Origin of the sequence: Bartonella sp. AC62GZZY, assembly GCF_042196525.1 — a bacterium.
Classification (GTDB): domain Bacteria; phylum Pseudomonadota; class Alphaproteobacteria; order Rhizobiales; family Rhizobiaceae; genus Bartonella.
The window spans coordinates 47253-70408 of the sequence record NZ_JBHIQN010000008.1; the positions used below are offsets into that span (position 1 = coordinate 47253).

Consider the following 23156-nt stretch of genomic DNA (forward strand, 5'->3'; position numbering starts at 1 on the left):
AAGCGGATAGTCCATGTGAAAAAACCGTACAAGAAAGAATTAAAAATGGCTCTTATGAACCCTCTCTAATGCCAAGGGCTATCGCAGCACTCACAAGCTGGCAAAGTGTGTGACGGTGCACCGGCTCGCTTCTTCATAAACATGCAATACATTGATTTATAATGATAATTCACTGTTTTGTATGTTGAATGAGAGTCCTGAATATCGTACAATTCTCTCATTTCAAACCTGCTTATCTTGAAACAATCAAAATCACTTGCTTACACACTAAAAGCGGATAGTCCATGTGAAAAAACCGTACAAGAAAGAATTAAAAATGGCTCTTATGAACCCTCTCTAATGCCAAGGGCTGTCGCAACACTCACGAGCTGGCAAAGTGTGTGATGGTGCACCGGCTCGCTTCTTCAAAAACATAAAGATGGAGGTGTTCAATGGCTTTATCGTTATACCCTTCATGGTCGGCGCCATGAAAAGGGCCTGGGTGCCTTAAGAAATGTTTCTTTAAAACAAACCCGTGAAACTGCACACAATGGTGTGCTGTTTTACGTGAGGGTCGTAACCCCATTAAGAAAGAGCTTCACAAGCTCCTTGTAATATACGCAATCCTACTTATTTGCCTTATCCATTATTTTTTCCTTTCGATATTCGTTTAAGAGTACAGTTAAAATTCACTTAAGTTCATTTCTTTCTAGCTTACTAGCTTAATTAAATTTCCTTGAGATAATTTACTGTAAATATCTAAGAGAAACACCGGAATATTTTGACCACCCAAAAAGGGTATAACCCTATATTCCCCACTTTTACCCTTATGCTTTGTTGGGAATCTAACTTTCCTTGCTCTCACCTCATTCCTTGCATAAAAACACCAGCATCTGGATTAGCAGCAATTTAAAAAAACAATATTAAATAATGCTTCAGGTGATATGCCTTCCTCTTTCGCACAAGTTAATTGACTTTCCCCCACACCTCAAAGGAGTGAGATTCCTACCCGCCACGAGCCTGTCAAAAGTCCAGCATCTCTCGGCGGCTTCCTGCTACTGACCACTCACGCGATTCACTTCATAGGCGCGACAGACAAACCTTGCCCTGAAATACTGATCACGATATCTAAAAACATTCAATATATAAAGCTTTTCATGCCTTATACCACCGCTCTAAACAACGGTGTTTTACGGCATAATAGGATAAGCTGTCGTTTCGATCATTGTTTGCATAATTGTTCAATATACGGAATCCCTGTAAATTATCAATAAAAATACGTGATACCCGTAACTATAATGATGTAAATTAAAAGCCAATTTTAAATGAATGATCAGAAGTATCAAATATCCAAATGACGAAATAAATCCTCCACATCTTTTACAAAAAAAACATCTTCTCCTCTTTCACTTTTCTCAAAAATTTCAAGCGTCTCGCATGCTGGCACCATCACACACTTTGCCAGCTCGTGAGTGTTGACAGCCCTTGGCACTAGAGAGGGCTCATAAGAACCATTTTTAGTTCTTTCTTGTACGGTTTTTTCCACATGGACTCCCCCCCGCTTGTGACGTGCAAGCAAATGATTTTGATTGATTCAACATGGAATAGATTTGAAATGAGAAAATTTTACGATATTAGGGGGCTAATTCAACTTGAATAACGCTAAATTATCATTATAAATCAATATATTGTTTCATTAGGAACATACATATCAAACGACAAATCCCTTTTCATTGACAACTTTAATCAAAGCAATCCGTACAAAATAAGACACAGTAAGCCCTAGAGGCGCTAATATTTCATGGGCTTTTTTTAAATTCTTATCTATACATGCTCGCACAATATCTCTTGAATCCACCGCTATATTTATAAGTAACCCTCCTTTAGTTACTCTTTAATGAGACCCCAAATGAGCTACAATAAAAAGTTTCTAATGCATTAGATTTCTTGACCGTATCACATCTTTTGACTTTGTACGCACAGATACGTTGTTGATCTCTTGTATATGTCTTTGTTGCAAAAATTGAACAGCTGTTTGAAGCTCGTTCACTAGCTTTTTATCCTGAAGTTGTTCTTTAGGGAGAACTTTTGATGAATCAAACCCATAGTTATGAAGTGCATCCCAAGACAACATTAAAGACAAAATCACGAAACGACATCGCTTTATCAGTATAAATCGCCAAACCCTTTTTTATCTAATCTCTGATCCTCCCTTATATGCAATGTATAAAGGATAGATTTTCGCCATTACACGAATCCCAAAACTCCTTCATCAACAACCGTTTTTCTTGGATAACCGTTTTGACTGACTGCTCTCACCAGCTTTTTCTTCTATACAACTCAAGAATTTTCATCCCTCTCTCAAGATCTCCCCTCCTCTAGCACACACAAGCCTCCAAGCTTTAGTCTTTATTCTTTTTCTTCCCCTCAACCATCATAAGAAGCCTCCCCTTTATTCAAAGGTCACCCGCTTGAAGTCTACTCAACGTTAGAAATATCCCCTTATATTCCAACAAATAATTCCCGTAGCAAATTTCCCTTCTATCTCTCAAAAGATTACCTGATTACTTACCTCACAGCATTCAAGATTCCTCAAAGCACAGCACCCACGTGTGCATCATGTTGCGTAATAACATCCATCAACTCTGTTACGACCGCATCCAACACTTCTCGTGCATCGCCTTCAGCCATAAGGCGGATAACCGGTTCAGTTCCAGAAGCACGGATAACGAGGCGTGCTTCTTTTCCCAACTTTTTCTCTGCTTGATCAATAGCCGTTTTAACAGGATTTTTTTTCAGGACATTTTTATTTTTAACCGTTAAATTTTTTAAAATTTGCGGTACAGGTTCAAACCGTTTACACAATTGGCTCATAGGACTTTGGCTTTCTTTCATACAGGCTAAAACCTGCAAGGCAGCCACCAAGCCATCACCCGTTGTGCCAAAATCACTGAGCACAATATGCCCAGAAGCCTCACCACCAACATTATATCCCTTTTGGCGCATGGCATCGACAACATAACGGTCTCCAACTTTTGTCCTTACAAGGTGCAACCCTTTGCCGTTCAAGAAACGCTCTAGTCCAAGATTTGACATAATTGTTGTAACAACACCATTGCACCGTAATCGTCCCATTTTATGCCAATTTTCAGCAATTACAGCAATCAACTGATCTCCATCAACCGTTTGTGCTTTTTCATCAACAATGAGAACACGATCTCCATCTCCATCAAGAGCAATACCCACATCAGCACGTACTTCATGCACTTTTCGTTTTAAAGAACTTAAATCGGTTGACCCACATTTTTGATTAATATTGGTACCATTTGGCTCATCATGAATAGCAAAAACCTCAGCCCCCAATTCCCATAAAGCACGAGGAGCCGCTTTATAAGCCGCCCCATTGGCACAATCCACAACAATACGCACAGCATCCAAGCGAACATCGCGCGGCAGAGTTCGTTTGGCATATTCAATATAACGATAAATATCCCCTTCAACCCGTTTTGCATAACCAATTTCGGCAGAACTTGCTAAAGATTTTGAAAGATCTGTATCGATTAATTGTTCAATTTTCGCTTCCATATCATCTGAAAGCTTAAAACCATCAGGACCAAAAAGTTTAATTCCATTATCATAGAAGGGGTTATGAGAAGCAGAAATCATCACCCCAAGATCCGCGCGCAAAGAGCGGCAAAGCATTGCAACAGCAGGTGTTGGCACTGGACCCAATAAAAAAGCTTCCATCCCCGCAGCAGTCAATCCTGAAACCAAAGCGTTTTCCAACATATAGCCCGATAATCGTGTATCCTTTCCAATCACCACACGACGTGATTGATGTTGTGAGCGGAATAAAACCCCTACCGCCATCCCTACCTTCATAGCAAAATCGGGTGTCATCGGAAATGAATTGGCTTTCCCCCGAATTCCATCTGTACCAAAATATTTTTGTACCATACCTCTTTCCTTTAATATCTACTTTTTCCCTTTGACTTTTTTAAACCCCTAAAAGCCCCCTTGGTACAATAGTCCTCCTCTCCCCGTATAAAATCAGATCGTTGATCTTAAACCTTCATGCATTTAGACAATCAAGCCCCCTATTCACCATCTACACATCTAAACCACTCTCAAACAATTATGTTACACCCTCACACATAAAAGAAATATTATCTCCTCAAAATGCTCTACACATCCCTTTAACACAACCAACGGATAATCTCACACACTTGCTAAATCCGTAAAGAAACTCAGCACCAAACCTCATACCCTACCAAATCAGCAAGAAAATCTATCACCTAACCTTACAACCCCTACCACATTAGAAAAGCAACAGTACACCTCGCCTTGTAGCATGCTAAAGCCGTCATCATACAACGGCTTTGCTTAATTTTTTTGCTTCCATATTTTTGCAAATATTGCAAGAAAGGCGCAAACAAAGCTTGCGCCTTTCTCAAAAAATTTAGAAGTTTTCCTAAAACATCGTCACTCAAGCGTTCTTAAAAGGCTCCTATTTTCCTTTATCATGTCCCACCGTATTTGACTTTTTTTCTGCACTGCTTTTACTTTTAGAGCGGTTGACTGATTTTGTGGTACCTTTTGTGCTTTGCGCTTTTTTCTCAGTCTCATCCGATTGCACTTTTTTAGACTGAAGCTCCTTAGGTTCAACATCACTGGATTTTGCTGTTTTCTTCCCTACAGCTCCCTCTGCCTTACCCTCTTCTAGTTTATCAGTCTCTACCTTATGAGTTGCTATTTTAGGCGCTGTTTCAGCGTCTTTTTCCTCTGCGCCTGCTGTCTCTACCCTCACTGTTCCAGTTTTCGGAACAGAGGATCCCCGTGGTGCAGCATTCTCATCTTTCTGTGTGCGTGAAGGAGGCTTTCCTGCAATAACTTCGTTAATTTCAGCTCCCGTTAAAGTCTCATATTCCAACAAACCTTGTGCCAAAGCAAACCATTCTTTTCTTTTTGTTTTCAAAATTTCTGTAGCATTTTTATAGGCATCATCAATAAGCTTACGCACTTCCATATCAATCATGCGCGCTGTTTCTTCAGAAACGTTTTGTGTTCGCGCAACAGAATGACCCAAAAAGACTTCATCTTGGTTATCTCCATAAGCAACATTCCCAAGCAGATCAGAAAATCCCCATCGTGTGATCATTGCGCGCGCTAATTTGGTTGCTTGTTCAATATCAGAAGAAGCACCGGAGGTGATATTTTCCTTTCCAAATTTCAATTCTTCAGCCACACGTCCACCCATCATAATGGCCAGACGAGAAATCATCCAACGATAACTCATGGAATAGCGATCACCTTCAGGCAATTGCATCACCATTCCCAAGGCCCTTCCCCTTGGGACAATTGTTGCTTTGTGGACAGGATCAGCAACTGGCACATTAAGAGCCACAATAGCATGTCCTGCTTCGTGATAGGCAGTGAGTTCTTTTTCTTCTTGTGTCATAGCGGTTGAACGACGCTCAGCCCCCATCATCACCTTATCTTTCGCATCTTCGAATTCTTGCATTGTCACGACTCTTTTATTACGGCTTGCAGCCATAAGAGCAGCTTCATTGACCAGATTCATCAGATCCGCACCGGAAAATCCTGGTGTACCTCTTGCCAAAATCTTCAGATCAACGTTGGGCGCTAAAGGCACATTGCGCACATGCACTTTCAAGATTTGTTCACGCCCAGAAACATCAGGGTTTGGCACAACAACTTGCCGATCAAAACGCCCTGGTCTCAATAAAGCGGGATCAAGGACATCGGGACGGTTTGTTGCAGCAATAAGAATAATACTTTCATTGGGCTCAAACCCATCCATTTCAACAAGCAACTGATTTAAGGTTTGCTCGCGTTCATCGTTTCCCCCTCCTAGTCCAGCACCCCGATGGCGCCCAACAGCATCAATTTCATCGATAAAGATAATACAAGGGGCATTTTTTTTAGCCTGTTCGAACATATCACGCACACGGCTCGCCCCAACACCTACAAACATTTCAACAAAATCAGACCCTGAAATGGTGAAGAATGGCACATTGGCTTCACCAGCCACAGAGCGTGCGAGCAAAGTTTTACCGGTTCCTGGAGGACCAACAAGCAAAACACCGCGTGGAATACGGCCTCCTAAACGTTGAAATTTTTGTGGTTCGCGTAAAAATTCAACAATTTCTTGAAGATCTTGCTTTGCTTCTTCAACACCGGCAACATCTTTAAAAGTAACACGTCCTTGCGCTTCATTAAGCAATCTTGCTTTTGACTTCCCAAACCCCATTGCACCACGTGATCCATTTTGCATTTGCCGCATAAAAAAGACCCACGCCCCCACGATAATAATAACAGGCAATAAGGAAAAGAGGAGATTGAGGAAAATACTATTTCCAGAGCTTTCAGGAATAGCTTTAACATTGACGTTTTTGCTTTCCAATTTTTGTATCAAACCTGGATCTCGTGGAGCATAGGTTGAAATAGTTCTATGTTCAATGGTTTTTCCTGTTAATTTTTGACCCTGAATGGTCACAGATTTCAACTCATTATTCTCAACTTTTTGCAAAAATTCAGAATAAGAGACCTCTCCACCACCAGAACGTTGACTATCTCCATTAAAGAAAGAAAACGACACAATCAAAATCAAAGCAATAACTCCCCAAATGAGGAGAGAGCGGTAATTGGAATTCATATTCAGCCCACTTAATCAAATATAGATTTCAAACAGTTCCCCTTAACATATAACCTTGTCAGCCCCTTGCCAAGGGATGAGAAGCTGTTTATTTTCTTTTAGAGTAATTTTTCTTTATCTTTTCACCTCAATATTAAAAAAAGGTTCCACAACATTTACCACAGCAGCATCTTCTCGCGAAGAAAGCCAATCGAAAGGTGCCATAATCCGCTTGATGATAACATTTTTATGAACAACTGCTTGAGAAATCAACTCTGGAATATCACACCCTTTGTCATTTGAGATCATCACCAGCGATTGTAAAGAGGGAAAATGAGGCTTTTCAAGCTCAAAATCGCTATTTTTTAATAAAAATTTCAGCTGTTCTAAATTTGCGGCTCCAACCTTTATAGCCTCATATCCATGATTTGTGATATGATAGCGCCCATCCCATATAAAAGTTTTATCTGGCTCAACGATAGCCTCTTTTATATTTCGCCCTTCACGCCACAAAGAAATTCCCTGCTTGTTATATTCAATAACAGAGCCCGCATAAGTAAAACGCTTCTTTTCTGGAGAATCGAGACAGAGTTTTTGAACAAGCATGCTTAATTTCTGATTGGGGAGCAAATAAAATCCCCCTCCCATCAGCACAGCAAAAAGCCCCACCACGAAAGGAAAACTGGAATGTTTCTGTAAAAATAGCGCAGGCTTTGCTATGAAACAACGTCCATGTTGGACAGTAATATCCAGTGCTAAGATCAAATCGGCAATATTTTGCGCGTGTTGACGACGCTGCAATGCGGCTTCATTTATTTTTTGAGCAATATAAGACAATTTTTGTGGAGAAAGAGATTGACGCACACGCACACGTTCAAAATTGCGATCTTCATTGGTTGGATCATCAATCCATGTTTGTCCTTGTAAGCGTAAATAATTCCGTAATGTTTGGCGTTTTACACCAAGGAGTGGACGAATCAAACGCACTTTTCTATGCAACAACGCCTCACGCGGAATACAGGATAAACCACGTTCATAGAGCGGACCATCGTTTTTTTCGGAAATATTTTTTCTTGTTTTTCTGGCATGAAACTCATCACGTATACCCTCGGCTTCACCGCGCAAAATACCAGCAAAACCACTGGCATAAACCTCATCGCGCATGGTAACAGCTTCACTATATAAAGCACCTCTGTTCTTTTGGAGACGTTGATACCGCATTTGATAGGTTTCAACCTGATCATTGAGTGTATGGCCCGTCATAATAACTGATGCGCCTTGTTTTTGTGCTTCTTTAACCAAGAGATCGTAACGTGCAACACGCGCGCTGGAAGCAATATGCGTCTTTGGCTTTTCGCCTTCCCATCGCACAGTGATATGTTGAATATCATGGACACGACAAATTTTCGCAACAGTTTCTGCCTCACGCATCGATTCTTTACGCAATTGATGATCAACCGTGACAACAATCATTTCTGGAGGAAATGCGAGAGTTTCCAAATGCTCTTTGACCAAAAACATCAAAGCCAAAGAATCACTTCCCCCTGAGACGGCAAGAATCAACTTCTGACATGGAATAAAATCCGATGTTTTAAAGAGATTTCTTGCCAGTCTAACGCACACCGAAAACGACCTCGCTGTTTATTTTGCAGGTTTACAAAAAACAGATGCTAATGTTTGTTGACGTTTTGATTTTTTCACAAAATGAGCACAATTGTCTTTATTTGGCTCAAGAGTGACCATACTTCTTGCTAATTTCAGTAAAATCTCGGAGGTATAGAGCTTCTTTTTATCTGCATACCATGCGGTAAGATAAACTTGTGCTGCTTCATGATAGCGTTTTTGTCCCAACAAAGATTCGGCCAACCAAAATAAAGCATCATCACTCAAAGAATCTTTTTTGTAACGATTTTGAAAAGCGCAAAAGCTTTTTTCAGCATCAACATAGTTAGCAGAACGAATAAAATCATACCCTTCCTTATACAAAGCTTTAGAAGAAGAAAGATTGTCACTCTGATGTACTTCAATTGGAGCTCTTACTTCATGCGCTTTGTTAAAGGATTGACTGTTTTCATGGTCATGGCTCTCCACCTTAGCTTCCACAGCAGCAACCTTTGTCTGAACACCTGTACTATGGTCCTGCTCCATCTCTTCTTTTACAGTCTGAGATTTTTCATCTACAGCAGACTTTTCAAAAGAACAAGAATAAACAGAAGAGGTTTCTGTATCAAAAAGCTCGTGAAACTGCTTGTTAACATTTTTTAGACTGTTATGCTCAAGCACCATTCGTATCTTATGTAAAAGCTTATCTAAATCATAATCTTGAAATAAAGCCTGTTGATTCTCTAAAATAATCCCTTGGTGCTCCGCAACACTAGTGGCTTTTTCCGCCGCGCTAGATGCTGCTTTATCAGCTGCTTCAGGTGCTTCTTTCACAGCATCAGACGGCTTATCAACAGCGTCAGTGGCTTTTTCTATCACATCAGATGCTGCTTTATCGGCTGCTTCAGGTGCTTTTTTCACTGCATCAACAGCCTTATCAACAGCGTCAGTGGCTTTTTCTATCACATCAGATGCTGCTTTATCAGCTGCTTCAGGAGCTTCTTTCACAGCATCAACAGCCTTATCAACAGCGTCAGTGGCTTTTTTCTCCACATCAGATGCTGCTTTATCGGCTGCTTCAGGTGCTTTCTTCACAGCATCAGACGGCTTATCAACAGCGTCAGTGGCTTTTTTCTCCACATCAGATGCTGCTTTATCGGCTGCTTCAGGTGCTTCTTTCACTGCATCAACAGCCTTATTAACGGCGTCAGTGGCTTTTTTCTCCACATCAGATGCTGCTTTATCGGCTGCTTCAGGTGCTTCTTTCACTGCATCAACAGCCTTATTAACAGCGTCAGTGGCTTTTTCTATCACATCAGATGCTGCTTTATCGGCTGCTTCAGGTGCTTCTTTCACTGCATCAACAGCCTTATTAACGGCGTCAGTGGCTTTTTCTATCACATCAGATGCTGCTTTATCAGCTGCTTCAGGTGCTTCTTTCACTGCATCAACAGCCTTATTAACAGCGTCAGTGGCTTTTTTCTCCACATCAGATGCTGCTTTATCAGCTGCTTCAGGTGCTTCTTTCACTGCATCAACAGCCTTATTAACAGCGTCAGTGGCTTTTTCTATCACATCAGATGCTGCTTTATCGGCTGCTTCAGGTGCTTCTTTCACTGCATCAACAGCCTTATCAACAGCGTCAGTGGCTTTTTCTATCACATCAGATGCTGCTTTATCGGCTGCTTCAGGTGCTTCTTTCACTGCATCAACAGCCTTATCAACAGCGTCAGTGGCTTTTTCTATCACATCAGATGCTGCTTTATCAGCTGCTTCAGGTGCTTCTTTCACGTCATCAGTTGCCTTATCAACTGCATCAACTTTATCCGTATCATGTGCAGGATATTCGGAAGCCTTTCGTGCTGCACTTTGAACAAGTGAAGTAGAACAAGCTATAAAAACCCCCATATAAAAGAGTGTTTTCCAATTGATTTTACGATACATTCTTTTCTCCCCTTAAGAGCTTATTGAATAGTTGAAACAAACAATCTTCTTTTTAATGACTATTCATGTCATTCAACGTTGTCACAGCACGTCGATTTTGATTCCAACAGGAAATATCATCACATACTGCTACAGGTCTTTCTTTTCCGTAAGAAATTGTTTGAATCCGTTGTGCAGACACACCTAGAGACACCAAATAGTTTCGCACAGCAACAGCACGGCGCTGTCCAAGTGCCAAGTTATATTCACGTGTTCCCCTCTCATCAGCATGACCTTCGATCATAATAGAATAATAAGGATAATGAAGCAACCATTCTGCTTGGCGCGTTAAAACACGTTCAGCATTAGCATCAAGTGAAGAAGAATCGAGACCAAAAAACACGCGATCACCCACACTAACTGTAAATTCTTGTCCTGAGCCTGGTGACACCTGATTCAAACCAGCATCATTCATATAAGCGCCATTCATACCGTTAAGTGCACCAACATTTTTTTTGCCACACCCACCCAGGCATAGTGAGAAAAGAAAAAGGATAGCTAAAGAATGAGAGATGTTTTTTTTGGTAGAGCGCATAGTCCGTTTCTCCTTGAATTTCGTAAAGAAGGGTAAATTCTTAAAAATATTTTTAAGAATAACCGTTAATTCCTAATGAAGACGAAATTTTTTCTGTTTTTTTCGTCCTCATTTTTACTTTTAAGTCTCTGCCAATTTTTCTTCTCTTCAGCCATTCCTCTAACATTTTCATAAGAAATGTTTCCCTTATGAGTCATGGCTTTTTATGCATCATCTTGATCTTGACTATTTTTTTGCAGCGCGTTCAACTTTGCAAAAACTTTATCAGCGTCAAAAGTCTTATGCAGATTTTCTTCGCTCTCATTTTCCTCTAGAGAAGCGTTTTCCGTCACAGAAGCGGGAAGCAACGACCTATCTTCTTCTGCTGCAACAGGACGATTTTTCGCCGCACGCTGGAGCTCAAAATCTAAATCGATTTGCGAACACAAACCAAGTCCTACAGGATCAAGAGGAACCAAATTTGCACTATTCCAATGGGTTCTAAGGCGGATTTGTTCAATTGTCGCTTTTGTTGTCCCAATCAACCGTGCAATTTGTGCATCTTTCAACTCGGGATGGTTCGTAACCAACCATAGGATACCATTGGGACGATCCTGGCGTCGAGAAAGAGGGATATAGCGCGCCCCTTTACGTTTTTTTTCAGGAATATGCACCCTCGATTGAGAAATTTTCAAGCGTGCGTTTTGATCAGCCTCCACCCGTGCAATTTCACTGCGCGTCAATTGCCCAGAACTAATCGGATCTAAACCTTTAATACCATAAGCCGCATCACCATCGGCAATAGCTTTTACTTCCAAGACATGCAATTTACAAAATTCTGCAATCTGATCAAAAGAAAGAGCTGTATTATCAACCAACCAAACAGCTGTTGCTTTGGGCATCAAAAGTTGCGTTGCCATTTTTATAAATCCTCTTCTGCGCCTCTTCTATGAGGCAGGTTACCGCCCACTCAAGAGCACTGGAACTTTTTATATGCTTAGGTCTCTCCAACCACTCCTAAAACAAAGCGCGGCATGGAATAAACCATTTTGCTATGAAATTACATTCTGTTATAGCGTTATTTTTGCTCAACGACAAGAGATCTCTCTTGTAATGATCCTCAACTAAGGTCTCTTTACCTTTAAGATGAATTTTCTTATAAAGGGTTTATTCGATTATTTCACCTCATGCTGTGGCACATTTATTCTGGTGGGATGCGAGCTTTATCGCCTTAAATTCTAAAAAGTGTCCAACTGGAAAGAAAGCCCTCAAACAGGAAGGAAAACTATGGCAGGCCATTCACAATTTAAAAATATTATGCACCGTAAAGGGCGTCAAGATGCTATGCGCTCGAAAATATTTTCTAAGCTTGCGCGCGAAATTACCGTAGCAGCAAAACAAGGTGCTCCTGATCCAGCCATGAATCCACGTTTAAGGCTGGCTGTTCAAAATGCCAAAGCACAATCGATGCCGAAAGATAATATTGAACGCGCAATTAAAAAAGCGTCAGGCACCGATGTCGAAAATTATGATGAAGTGCGCTATGAAGGCTATGGGCCAGGAGGCGTTGCCGTCATTGTTGAAGCTTTAACCGATAACCGCAACCGCACTGCTTCAAATGTGCGCGCCGCCTTCACAAAATCAGGAGGAGCCTTAGGGGAAACAGGTTCTGTAAGTTTCATGTTTAATCGGATTGGTGAAATAATCTATAAGCCAGAAGCAGGAACAGCCGATAACATCATGGATGCAGCAATTGAAGCCGGTGCTGAAGATGTACAATCAGAAGAAACCGGACATCATATTACCTGTGCATTTGAAGATATTGGTGAAGTTTCAAAAATGCTTGAAGCAAAACTTGGTGAAGCAGAATCGATTAAAACAATTTGGAAAGCCACCACCCTTGCACCAATAGATGAAGAAAAAGCTTTATCTGTTTTACGACTGATTTCAACATTAGAAGAAGATGATGATGTGCAAAATGTTTATGCCAATTTTGATATCAGCGATGAGATTTTGGCAAAATTATCTGTATAATTTCCATCATTTGCACAAGCCCTCTCTTCATTCATGAGGGCTTCAAAAGCATTTGTCACCCCTCCTATCCGCACAATAAAAGCCCCGCGTCAATAGCGGGGAAAATCTGTCTGTACAACAAGAAACCACAATCAATTCCAGAAAACATAATCCCAAAAAGAAAAGCATACACAAAACTCTGTAGTCTCACGCCTTTCTTACATGCCCAAAAGATTATCCCTATATTCCTCTCTATTCGATCTTGTTGTTCTTTAAGATTAACCTCCCCGCCTTCAAGTGATGAAAATGATCTAGCCTGTAAAAAATTCGAATTTTCTTAACGTATTCCTATGACGAAGCACCCATGAAATTCACTTTAAACTTAAGACTCAACAAACATGCACTCCCCTAAATATTCGCCACACACTTAAAAACACTTAGAATATATCAAGAAGGTTTATACGTCCTATATCCCCACACCTCAAAGGGCAGTGTTTTTACAACATCACAGAATAAAAATAAGCAAATGGAAAGCCAGAGCTGATTGTTTAGCAAAGTATTGTACAAAAAGCCAGTACATCTCTCTAATCTGTTGCGGATAAATTTTTGACTTTATGGCATTAACTTTATGACATCGTATGTTTTTAAAATAACGTCATTTATCTTAAAATCTGTCCTTTTGCTCTTACCGATCAATCAATATTCAGACCTAAAACAACCGCGTACTCGAATAAAATACATCAGAGAGCAACAGCCCCCTGACAAGACCAAATTCTTCACAAACAAAATTGAAAAGGAAGTTTAAAAAAATATATATAGCGACACTTTTAATAAAAAGTTGAAATCTAGAGACTTCAGAATTTTCGACTCTATTTTTTCAAGGTATTGTTTTGAATTTTTTAAGCATTTTCCCCCAAGGAAATTCCATTATCGATCAACAACCGTAGATGATAGATGAAATCTACATAAATCCCCATGCCCACTATAACCAATTCCTGCTTTTAAATAATTAAAAACTATTGAGACTGTATTCCTTCTATATTCTGTTTTTAAGCATTTTGTTTTACTGTATATTGAGCAATGGCGACCATGCTGGATCCGAAGCATCATTGGGTGTAGGGAGTTGTCGTTCATTGCGTCCGGTAATGTCAATCGTATAGATTTTTGGTCCCATACCGGGATTTTTGCGAAAGAACATCAGCACACGACCATTGGGGGCCCACGTTGGTCCTTCATTATGAAAACCCGTGGTTAAAATTCGTTCTCCTTGTCCATCTGGGCGCATAACACCGATAGAAAATTGTCCGCTTAATTGTTTTGTAAAGGCGATATAGTCACCCCGTGGAGACCAAATAGGTGTTGAATAACTCCCCTCGTTTGAAGAAATACGTTGAATATCACTCCCATCTGCATTCATTTTATAGATTTGCGGCTTTCCGCTACGATCTGAAGAAAAAACAATTTGTTTGCCATCCGGTGAATAAGAAGCAGAAGTATCAATAGCAGAAGTTGTTGTAAGTCGCGTCATCGTACGGGTTCGTAAATCCATGGTGTAAAGATTGGCACTCCCATCATTTTGTAACAAACTCATGATGACTTTTTGTCCATCAGAAGAAAAACGCGGAGCAATTGTCATGTTATTAAACGTTCCAATCAACTCTCTTTGCCCCATTTCAATTTGTTGGAGATAAACATGAGGTACTTGATTTTCCTCATAAGCCATATAGGTCAATTCTTGTCTTTTTGGGGAAAAACGCGGTGTAAGCACCAATTCACTTCCATCGGACATATAAATCAAATTTGCTCCATCTTGATCCATCATGGCTAAGCGTTTAATGCGTGCATTTTGAGGTCCTGTTTCATCGATAAAAACAATTCTTGTATCAAAATAACCACTTTCTCCTGTCATCTCACTATAGATCTCATCTGCAATTATATGGGCCACACGCCGCCACCGTTCTGTCGCGGTATAAAAACGCCGTCCTTTCAGTTGTCGCTCTCCAAAAACATCCCATAAACGAAAATCGACTCTCAATCGTCCATCGATTTCTCTCATGACTTGCCCCGTCACCAAACCTTGCGCTTTTATTTTCTGCCAATAAGCAAAATGCGGTTGTTTATTAGGACTAGAAGTGTTTTCAACAAAATTTGCTTTATCAAGCGGTAAAAAAAGCCCCGACCGTTCCAGATCGGCTGTCACCACAGCCGTTATTTTAGATCCAATCGAATCATTGGAAATAAAGTCTGTAATTGCAATGGGAATGGGATTAAAATCAGCGCTTGAAATCGTCCCTTTCAATTGCGCATAAACCAATGAAATATTTGAAAGCCACAACCCACAAGTGACAATAAACCAAGCAAAAACTTTATATCTCGTTATAGTCATCATGGAATGCGTCCTTTCGTTAAGCGATTTTTTTATCATCTTATTTCTTGGAGGGGATCAACATTAAAGTCAAAACCTTGCCCCCACAGGCCATATTGATCACGTGGGAGATCTGCATAAGGTTGGCATGAAAAAACAGCCGCGTATACCTGCCTTATCATAATAGCTTGTTGACTCTCAAGACCGCTTACAGGATCAATGATAGGATCACCCACAACCATTCCTTCACGGTCCAAATAAAATCGCAACCGCACGACCGGACGATTCTTTAAATCGCCACCAAGCGCTACAAGTTTAAGCTTCTGTTGAATACACCCCCCAACAATATTGACCAATGTTTGTGCCATTTTTGTGGTATCATTAATATTTTTTCTTGCACCCAAAGCTTCTGGTGTATGAGAACGTTTTGCTCCTCCTCCTTGTGACCGCGCACGATTGAGCAAATTATTTTCCTCCATGGCCAGAATATCTTCAATGGTCTGTTTCTCTTGGTGTTTCTTGCTAAGCTTTGGCGTATTTTGATTCAATGCCGCCTTATTTTTCATTGTAGATTCTTCGTCAAATTTTGGTTTCAACTGTGGAAGAAGAATTTTTTCTGGAAGCACAATTTTGGGAACTTGATGAACCACCTGCTCTGCCGGTACTTTTTGTACCGTTGGAGTCAATTCTTTTGGCGATACCATCTCTTCATTTTTGTGCAAAGGCTTAAGCGCAGTCTCGGGTGCATCCTCCGGCACTCTTACAGGCATCTCAGGTGCAAGCTTTGGCGCATCTTCCGGTACTTTCAAAGGTATCTCAGGTGCAACCTTAGGCTCATCTTCCGGTACTCTTACAGGCATCTCAGGCACAATCTTAGGCTCATCTTCCGGTACTTTCAAAGGCACCTCAGGCGCAAGCTTTGGCTCATCTTCCGGTACTCTCACAGGCATCTCAGGCACAACCTTAGGCTCATCTTCCGGTACTTTCAAAGGTATCTCAGGTGCAACCTTGGGCTCATCTTCCGGTACTCTCACAGGCATCTCAGGTGCAAGCTTTGGCGCATCTTCCGGTACTTTCAAAGGTATCTCAGACGCAACCTTGAGCTCATTCTCTGGTTCTTTTGAAATCTCTTCTGTTTTTGCTTCTAATAATTCTGGTTGTGTAAGTTCGGATGTGGATGTTTCCGACGTACTTTCGCTTGTTGGCGGCGGTGTTGTCTCAACGGGGAGCAACTTTTCCTTTGGTTGAAATGGTGCAAGACTATCTATTTGTCCCTCTCCAATATGGCGTGCATCTTCTTTCTCTTGTGGTTGCATAGTTGGTTTTACGGCAGGGATTGCGCGGATAGGAGCCTTCACGGCTCCTTGTTGAGAAGAAAACTCGTCCACCAAAGGAGCAAGAGTAATGGGAATTGCTTCCAATGGTTGTGGTAAAGAGAAAGAGCTTGTAAACTGAATAGCTCCCCAACTGAGAAAAATGACATGGACCACAAGGGATAAAGCCAAGCCTCGTTTCATACTATGATAAGAGTCTTTGTTCATTCTTTATGCCTTATTTACGCCTTACATTTTTTCATTTTTAATCACTCTATGCTCTTTTAAAAAAAAATTAAGAACAACCGGTTATACGCAATTTTATTACTTATTATTTATTGTGCTAAACTTGCTAACGCAACTTGAGAAAACCCCGTTTTTTGAATATCCGCCAGCAGTTTTAATACTTGTTGATATTCAACAGTTTTAGCAACACGCACAAAAACCCGTTGATCTTTTTGTGTAGCATCTGCTTCCAGAAGAGTTTTCAGGTGTGTAATCAGGGCCTGCGACGTTTCATAATAATCTTGATTAATGGCAAAGCGCCCTTGCGCATCAAGTGAAACCGTAAGAGGTGTTTTTTGAGCTCGTACGGGACCCGCTTGACTACGAGGCAAATCTAGAGGAACACCGTTCACTAAAAGGGGGGCAGAGACCATAAAAATAATCAACAAGACCAGCATGACATCCACAAAAGGAGTGACATTGATCTCACTCATCAGTTGGCTTCGTGAATGATGCCGCCTACGTGTATTTTTGCGAGAAGAAGAAGCAACAGAAACGCCCATGGGATAAGATCCTTTTTATAAAGAGGAAGGTGCTGTGCGTGTTTCATCAATACGCCGCGATACAATTGTTGAAAATTCATCAGCAAAATTTTCTATTTGTGCAATGATGCGCGCACTTTCATGAGTCAACTTGTTATAAGCAATAACAGCTGGAATTGCTGCAAACAAACCAATAGCGGTTGCCAAAAGCGCTTCTGCAATCCCTGGCGCGACAATGGCAAGTGATGTATTTTGAGAAGCTGAAATAGAAAGAAAAGACTCCATAATACCAATAACTGTTCCAAAAAGTCCGATAAAAGGTCCCGCAGACCCCAGTGTCGCAAGAAAACTTAATTTTGATTCTATTTTTTCACTTTCACGTCCCAGCGTCAAATCCATAGCCTTATCAATTCTGCTCTGCAAACTTTTCGATGTATGGGTCCCTTTTTCAAGAGATTTTTTCCATTCAACCATTGCTGCCATAAAAACTGCAGATATACTATTGGTACGTTGACTTTTACATGATGCATAAAGATCTTCTAGCGCTTTGCCAGACCAAAATGTGCGTTCAAACTGCTTTATTTCACGCCGTATTCTCCGATACGTAAAAATTTTATCAAAAATAATTGCCCAACTCCAGATGGAAGCGAGCAGCAATCCGATCATAACACCTTTCACGATCCAACTCGCTTGCATAAACAAATGCAACATTCCAATTGTTTCTGGATTCGTTAGTTCACCATGCGGCATAATTTTTGTCCCTCTAAATGAAAGATGCATTTTTTTAAATTTTATAAAACAGATTATTTTATATTTTCTAAATTTAAGTAAAGACTCTAGTCTCACATAAATCCATGCGCTAAAACAAGACTTGTTTCTTAACTTTCCTTAAAAAGTGATGACGAGAGATATCCCTCAATGCACATCCCCCTCATTTCACAACAGCATTTATGAAAAATATAACGATCAGGGCTTCTCCATAAATGCTATAAAAATAAAAGATATAAAAATGCATGATATTAAATCTATTATGCACCACCATCTTTACGCTTATGAAAAGAACGCTAAATCATCATACGCGTTTCCAGCTTAAAATACAGCGATAAGTCTTAGCACTTGAAAAGATTCGTAAGAGGTATTTTATTTCTTTCTTAAGTGTTTTTGTATCCACTCACCAACTCCGCTTGTGACATGTAAGAAAATGTTTTTTATTAATTCGCGGCAATAGAGCTTGAAAAGAAAAAATTTTACAAGTTTCAGAATTATCTGAAAGTGACAACGCAATGAATTATCATTGTAAATAAATATGTTATCATCATAAAAGATGACGCTTTGCCTCAGGCTATTATTTCTCTCATTTTCCATCGAATTGAATACGGGGTACATCATCGGGCACAAAAAACGACAATAAACCACCCTACAACACCTCACAACAATGCGCCTCACCCATGCACCCCTACGACGTCCTATGTAATCTAGTGTAAGTCTCATGTAATCTCACTGTATTGTGAATTAGCCCCTTTCAATGCCTATCATCTCTCTGGCACCATGGTATAACGTACAAGCTTCTGTGACATGAAAAAAGCCTTTTCACATTTTTACTTCATCAAAACCGGCTTCTTCGCTCTCTTTGCTCACTTGCGATATTTGATCGTTATTGCATTGCGAATGATCCATAAGGAACATTTTTACAATTTTTTCAATGATTTATATTGTTCTCTTATGATGTGTAAGCAAATGATTTTAATTGTTTCAACATGAACAGATTTGAAATGAAAGTATTTTATTCTATTCCTATTAGGGTTTGTGCCCATGATAAGTGATAATTTATCTTTCTAAGTCAATACATTATATAGAATAATATGCTGTTGAAACTTTAAATGCAAAAATGCATTTCTGCTTTGTATACATTGATCTCTCACTCATTCACTACGCTTAGAAGCGCACATAAAGTCATGCATGATGGATAGAAATGGATGAAACACGCGCTCTTGTGATGCCAAATGACAATCCAGTAAAAAAACAAATCAAATTGCTTAAAAACACCCTTTGGGTGTTTTGAGACAGTTTTCGACCTAATAGCTTATTATCACTTTATTGCAATATGGTGCTGGGTATGTGCATTTTTATAAAAATAAATCTTAATCCATTTTTATTTCTTTTTATATTTTGTACTTTTTCGCTGTTTTCTGATGCCAACAAACCTTTCTTCAAAAGAAAGAAAATATCTTGAGTTTATAGCAGAAAATGGATGATGCGACATTGATTTTGAATCATAACATGGATGAGGTGTGTTTAATTTTGTGAGATATTATCTTCAATTTATTGTAGTTATTGTAGCAGAGGTGCTTTCTTTTGCTGTATCGTGTGACCTTGTTGGAAAACATTTAGGCTATGATAAATGTATAGTCTTAGATTATAGATTACTTTATATCTGCTGATCTCTCCTGAAACTTGCTAATTCAATGAATCACACTTTTAACCAAGCATTTTTGCAAAAAGTTCTTTGGGTAAACGTCGCGGTTTTGCCTCCTCATTAATCAGAGCAATTTCAACTTTGGCTGTTACCAACGTAGTCATCTCATGCAAAATAGATTGCTCCATAAAAAAGCGGGCCCCTTGGATGTGATTAACACGTGTTTTAACGACTAAAAGATGATCAATTTTAGCTGGTCTTGAAAAATTAATTTCCATATGACGAACAACAAAAAACAATTTTTCCCCCTCACCCCCTGCTGCTAACATCTTATTATTAAAACCGGTATCCCGTAAAAACTCTGAACGTCCTCGTTCAAAAAACTCAAGATAACGCGCATGATAAACTACACCGGAAAAATCTGTATCCGCAACATAAACGCGGACCTGAAAATTATGAAAAGCACTTGTATGATTTCTCTTGAAAGGAGTCACTTCTGTCATCTACTTCACGTCCCATAAAATCATTGAATAGAGCAAATTATTTATAGATCAAAAGATTGAACACATTTTTGTGTTGATGTTATGAAAAGCAAAAGCACAAAATCCTCAATCTTTCCAAATCTTTTTGGTCAGAAACTGCTAAAACAAGCACATTTCTTGTATTTATAACCTTGCGATACAATATTCACGCAATTTTTTTAAAGAAAATGTCTTATTTTTTAAAAAGCGAATGACTTAGTCATCTTCTCCATCCCATAAAGTCGTCTGAAGTGATGAATTGTCTTGAGCATCAGAAAGTTGAGAACGCCTTTGTATAGACGTTGTAGAGGCTGGAGCAGAAAGCCCTAAATGGCTCCAAGCCTTTTCACTCAGAATACGTCCACGAGCGGTTCTTTGAATAAACCCTTGTTGGAGCAAATAGGGTTCAACAATATCTTCAATGGCATCGCGTGGTTCTGATAAAGCAGCAGCAATCGTTTCAATCCCCACCGGTCCCCCTAAAAAAGTTTCCGCAATCAGGAGCAAATAGCGACGGTCAAGCGGGTCAAGCCCAAGATGATCCACTTCAAGGCGCGAAAGGGCTTCATCGGCGATTTTTTGGTCAATTTGTTTTGCCTGTTTAACCAGAGCAAAATCACAAACGCGCCGTAAAAGGCGTCCAGCAATGCGAGGCGTCCCGCGTGCTCTGCGTGCAATTTCATGGGCTCCATCATCACTGATCTTGACAGCAAAAAGTCGTGCATTACGCTGAACAATATATTCCAATTCTTCTATCGTATAAAAATTGAGACGAATTGGGATTCCAAAACGATCTCTCAGCGGTGTGGTTAAAAGTCCCAAACGTGTAGTTGCCGCCACCAAAGTAAATTTAGCCAGATCAATTTTAACCGAGCGGGCAGCAGGCCCCTCACCAATGATAAGATCAAGTTGATAATCTTCCATTGCTGGGTACAGAATTTCCTCAATTGCTGGATTTAAGCGATGAATTTCATCAATAAACAAGACATCACGTTCTTCGAGATTGGTCAAGAGGGCTGCTAAATCTCCTGCTTTAGCAATGACCGGCCCTGAAGTAGAGCGAAAATTAACGCCTAATTCTTTTGCCATAATCTGTGAAAGCGTTGTTTTTCCCAACCCCGGTGGTCCTACAAACAAAACATGATCCAGCGCTTCTTGCCGTGTTTTTGCTGCTTCAATAAATATTTTTAAATTAGCCCGTGCCGCTTCTTGACCAATAAAGTCATCGAGAACTTGTGGCCTCAAGGAACGATCTGGATCGTTAGGAAGGGGGGCGGAACCCAGAAGGCGTTGATCTTCATCTTTATGCATTGTTACCTTAATTTTAAGTAGGAGAAGAAAGCAATTTGAGACTATGGCGGATCAGCAGGGCAGAAGAAACAGTTTCGCCCTCAAGAGCGTTCATCGCAAGAGCAAGAGCGCGAGCTGCTTGCTCCCGTTCAAACCCTAGCTTCATCAATGCGGAAAGCGCATCATGCGCAGGTTGATTGGTTATCTCACGCTGAGGAACCGAAATAGTTTTGACAGCTTGTTCAAAGGGAAGTGTTTTACTTTTCAGTTCACCCACAATCCTTTCACTGACTTTTTTACCAACGCCCGGCGCTCGACTAATCATCGCAACATCATTTAAAGCGATAGCCTGAGCAAGTTCATCTGGCGATAAAGTCCCCAAGATTGCCAAAGCAACCTTTGCCCCTACTCCAGGAACATTTTGTAGAAGACAAAACCACTCCTGTTCAGCTCTTGTAGCAAAACCAAAAAGGCGAATTGCTTCTTCACGAACATGCGTTTCAATAAAAAGGCTTAACGCCTCCCCAACAGAGGGTAAAGAAGGACGCAGACGATTTGACACAAAAACAACATAACTCACACCATGAACATCAAGAAGAATATGATCATCAAAGATATGTTCAAGGGTGCCCTTTAATTTGCCAATCATGTTATCACCCCAATCATATCGCCATCCTTGCCTGATAAGATTGGTCAATACTCTGATAATGCATACACCAATTCAACACAAAAACAACATAACTCACACCATAAACATCAAGAAGAATATGATCATCAAAGATATGTTCAAGAGTGCCCTTTAATGTGCCAATCATGCTTCCACCCCAATCATATCGCCATCCTTGCCTGATAAGATCGGTCAATACTCTTACGATGCATACTATGACAAAGAGCAAGAGCAAGAGCATCAGCCGCATCACTGCTATCAAATTCAGCCCGTGGGAGGAGAACTTTTACCATCATATGGATTTGTTCTTTAGCCCCATGTCCAACACCAATAACCGATTTTTTCACTTTGTTGGGGGCATATTCAAAAACAGGAAGGTTTGCTTGCGCAGGAACCAGCAGCGCAATCGCACGCGCTTGCCCAAGTTTTAAAGTTGCTGTAGCATCTTTGTTGACAAACACATGTTCTACAGCGGCTTCATGGGGCATAAATTGATGCATAATCTCTGAAAGACCTTTGTGGATCTGACAGAGTCTAGAAGCCAGATCACACTGTGCATTAGAAGAAACCGTCCCTGCTGCAATAAACTGAAGACGATTACCTGCAACATCGATAACGCCCCACCCTGTACGCCGTAATCCGGGATCAATGCCTATAATACGAATCGTCTCTGCCATAAACTACAGTCTATACACTTTTCCCCCTTGTGAATAAAGACAAGACCACAAAGAAAACAGCAACCCAAGACAAAACCAGTAAAAAGATAATCATACCTCCAAATTTATACAATTATAACACGCAACGAACAGCATCTTTATGGTACATACTTTATGAAGCATAACTGAAATCAATCAAAACCATTCACACATCACAAGCAAGCACCCTCTAAAGCATAAAAATTCCCTTTCTATGGTCATATCCAATGCCATAACGGTTAAACATCGCAAGCGAGCAAATAGAGAATTCTGGATTGTACATTCATAAGTGTAAAGAGGCTATGCAATGGATGGTACACACTTTACGAAAACTTTTTACATTATAGCATGACGCCACCATAACAAGGCAACACGT

At 40.3% G+C, this 23156-nt stretch carries 18 protein-coding genes and 1 pseudogene; 2 read left to right on the top strand and 17 right to left on the bottom strand.

Annotated features, from left to right (window positions below; all coding sequences use genetic code 11):
- Window positions 1-316: 316 nt before the first annotated feature.
- Window positions 317-572 (top strand): annotated as a pseudogene (locus tag ACFIML_RS06265) (Arm DNA-binding domain-containing protein); the annotation flags it as partial.
- Window positions 573-1321: 749 nt separating this feature from the next.
- Here ACFIML_RS06265 and ACFIML_RS06270 read toward each other — a convergent pair.
- The 8 genes from ACFIML_RS06270 to ACFIML_RS06305 all read right to left on the bottom strand — a co-directional run bounded on the left by ACFIML_RS06270 (window position 1322) and on the right by ACFIML_RS06305 (window position 11653).
- Complete coding sequence (locus ACFIML_RS06270) at window positions 1322-1525, bottom strand: hypothetical protein (RefSeq protein ID WP_375606527.1); 204 nt, start codon at window positions 1523-1525, stop codon at window positions 1322-1324.
- Window positions 1526-1690: 165 nt separating this feature from the next.
- Window positions 1691-1819, bottom strand: a complete 129-nt coding sequence (locus ACFIML_RS06275) for a hypothetical protein (RefSeq protein ID WP_375687662.1) — start codon at window positions 1817-1819, stop codon at window positions 1691-1693.
- Between the two features lie 752 nt (window positions 1820-2571).
- Window positions 2572-3936, bottom strand: a complete 1365-nt coding sequence (glmM, locus tag ACFIML_RS06280; RefSeq protein WP_375609303.1) for a phosphoglucosamine mutase — start codon at window positions 3934-3936, stop codon at window positions 2572-2574.
- Between the two features lie 550 nt (window positions 3937-4486).
- Entirely contained in the window at window positions 4487-6655 is a 2169-nt protein-coding gene (gene ftsH, locus ACFIML_RS06285; protein ID WP_375606530.1) for an ATP-dependent zinc metalloprotease FtsH, read from the bottom strand.
- A gap of 114 nt (window positions 6656-6769) precedes the next feature.
- A complete protein-coding gene (gene tilS / locus ACFIML_RS06290; protein WP_375606531.1) occupies window positions 6770-8257 on the bottom strand; it encodes a tRNA lysidine(34) synthetase TilS in 1488 nt (495 codons plus the stop codon).
- Window positions 8258-8275: 18 nt separating this feature from the next.
- Window positions 8276-10180, bottom strand: coding sequence for a tol-pal system protein (locus ACFIML_RS06295; RefSeq protein ID WP_375687664.1), 1905 nt, complete (start codon window positions 10178-10180; stop codon window positions 8276-8278).
- A gap of 52 nt (window positions 10181-10232) precedes the next feature.
- The gene (gene pal / locus ACFIML_RS06300) at window positions 10233-10754 is read right to left on the bottom strand and encodes a peptidoglycan-associated lipoprotein Pal (RefSeq protein WP_375606532.1); all 522 of its coding nucleotides are present in this window, start codon (window positions 10752-10754) and stop codon (window positions 10233-10235) included.
- Between the two features lie 203 nt (window positions 10755-10957).
- On the bottom strand, window positions 10958-11653 hold the full coding sequence (locus tag ACFIML_RS06305) for a DUF1013 domain-containing protein (RefSeq protein ID WP_375606533.1): 696 nt from the start codon (window positions 11651-11653) through the stop codon (window positions 10958-10960).
- A gap of 367 nt (window positions 11654-12020) precedes the next feature.
- Here ACFIML_RS06305 and ACFIML_RS06310 point away from each other — a divergent pair, with 367 nt between their 5' ends.
- On the top strand, window positions 12021-12767 hold the full coding sequence (locus tag ACFIML_RS06310; RefSeq protein WP_375606534.1) for a YebC/PmpR family DNA-binding transcriptional regulator: 747 nt from the start codon (window positions 12021-12023) through the stop codon (window positions 12765-12767).
- 1042 nt (window positions 12768-13809) lie between these two features.
- On the opposite strand, the gene tolB is transcribed toward ACFIML_RS06310, so the two are convergent.
- The 9 genes from tolB to ruvC all read right to left on the bottom strand — a co-directional run bounded on the left by tolB (window position 13810) and on the right by ruvC (window position 22762).
- The gene (gene tolB / locus ACFIML_RS06315; RefSeq protein WP_375606535.1) at window positions 13810-15135 is read right to left on the bottom strand and encodes a Tol-Pal system beta propeller repeat protein TolB; all 1326 of its coding nucleotides are present in this window, start codon (window positions 15133-15135) and stop codon (window positions 13810-13812) included.
- A gap of 32 nt (window positions 15136-15167) precedes the next feature.
- A complete protein-coding gene (locus ACFIML_RS06320; RefSeq protein ID WP_375687666.1) occupies window positions 15168-16652 on the bottom strand; it encodes a cell envelope biogenesis protein TolA in 1485 nt (494 codons plus the stop codon).
- Between the two features lie 107 nt (window positions 16653-16759).
- Window positions 16760-17212: a protein TolR gene (gene tolR, locus ACFIML_RS06325; protein WP_375606537.1), complete on the bottom strand. Its 453-nt coding sequence runs from the start codon at window positions 17210-17212 to the stop codon at window positions 16760-16762.
- A gap of 15 nt (window positions 17213-17227) precedes the next feature.
- Window positions 17228-17941: a protein TolQ gene (gene tolQ / locus ACFIML_RS06330; protein ID WP_375606538.1), complete on the bottom strand. Its 714-nt coding sequence runs from the start codon at window positions 17939-17941 to the stop codon at window positions 17228-17230.
- A gap of 1728 nt (window positions 17942-19669) precedes the next feature.
- Window positions 19670-20110, bottom strand: a complete 441-nt coding sequence (gene ybgC / locus ACFIML_RS06335; RefSeq protein WP_375606539.1) for a tol-pal system-associated acyl-CoA thioesterase — start codon at window positions 20108-20110, stop codon at window positions 19670-19672.
- A gap of 234 nt (window positions 20111-20344) precedes the next feature.
- Window positions 20345-21439, bottom strand: a complete 1095-nt coding sequence (ruvB, locus tag ACFIML_RS06340; RefSeq protein WP_375606540.1) for a Holliday junction branch migration DNA helicase RuvB — start codon at window positions 21437-21439, stop codon at window positions 20345-20347.
- 13 nt (window positions 21440-21452) lie between these two features.
- On the bottom strand, window positions 21453-22067 hold the full coding sequence (gene ruvA, locus ACFIML_RS06345; protein WP_375606541.1) for a Holliday junction branch migration protein RuvA: 615 nt from the start codon (window positions 22065-22067) through the stop codon (window positions 21453-21455).
- A 13-nt stretch (window positions 22068-22080) separates the two neighbouring features.
- The gene (locus ACFIML_RS06350) at window positions 22081-22233 is read right to left on the bottom strand and encodes an OB-fold domain-containing protein (RefSeq protein ID WP_375606542.1); all 153 of its coding nucleotides are present in this window, start codon (window positions 22231-22233) and stop codon (window positions 22081-22083) included.
- A 13-nt stretch (window positions 22234-22246) separates the two neighbouring features.
- Window positions 22247-22762, bottom strand: coding sequence for a crossover junction endodeoxyribonuclease RuvC (gene ruvC, locus ACFIML_RS06355; RefSeq protein ID WP_375606543.1), 516 nt, complete (start codon window positions 22760-22762; stop codon window positions 22247-22249).
- Window positions 22763-23156: the final 394 nt, after the last annotated feature.

Coding starts and splice junctions, on each gene's coding strand:
- glmM (WP_375609303.1), bottom strand. CDS start 3,936: ATGGTACAAAAATATTTTGGTACAGATGGAATTCGGGGGAAAGCCAAT.
- ftsH (WP_375606530.1), bottom strand. CDS start 6,655: ATGAATTCCAATTACCGCTCTCTCCTCATTTGGGGAGTTATTGCTTTG.
- ACFIML_RS06295 (WP_375687664.1), bottom strand. CDS start 10,180: ATGTATCGTAAAATCAATTGGAAAACACTCTTTTATATGGGGGTTTTT.
- pal (WP_375606532.1), bottom strand. CDS start 10,754: ATGCGCTCTACCAAAAAAAACATCTCTCATTCTTTAGCTATCCTTTTT.
- ACFIML_RS06305 (WP_375606533.1), bottom strand. CDS start 11,653: ATGGCAACGCAACTTTTGATGCCCAAAGCAACAGCTGTTTGGTTGGTT.
- ACFIML_RS06310 (WP_375606534.1), top strand. CDS start 12,021: ATGGCAGGCCATTCACAATTTAAAAATATTATGCACCGTAAAGGGCGT.
- tolB (WP_375606535.1), bottom strand. CDS start 15,135: ATGATGACTATAACGAGATATAAAGTTTTTGCTTGGTTTATTGTCACT.
- ACFIML_RS06320 (WP_375687666.1), bottom strand. CDS start 16,652: ATGAACAAAGACTCTTATCATAGTATGAAACGAGGCTTGGCTTTATCC.
- tolR (WP_375606537.1), bottom strand. CDS start 17,212: ATGGGCGTTTCTGTTGCTTCTTCTTCTCGCAAAAATACACGTAGGCGG.
- tolQ (WP_375606538.1), bottom strand. CDS start 17,941: ATGCCGCATGGTGAACTAACGAATCCAGAAACAATTGGAATGTTGCAT.
- ybgC (WP_375606539.1), bottom strand. CDS start 20,110: ATGACAGAAGTGACTCCTTTCAAGAGAAATCATACAAGTGCTTTTCAT.
- ruvB (WP_375606540.1), bottom strand. CDS start 21,439: ATGCATAAAGATGAAGATCAACGCCTTCTGGGTTCCGCCCCCCTTCCT.
- ruvA (WP_375606541.1), bottom strand. CDS start 22,067: ATGATTGGCAAATTAAAGGGCACCCTTGAACATATCTTTGATGATCAT.
- ACFIML_RS06350 (WP_375606542.1), bottom strand. CDS start 22,233: ATGATTGGCACATTAAAGGGCACTCTTGAACATATCTTTGATGATCAT.
- ruvC (WP_375606543.1), bottom strand. CDS start 22,762: ATGGCAGAGACGATTCGTATTATAGGCATTGATCCCGGATTACGGCGT.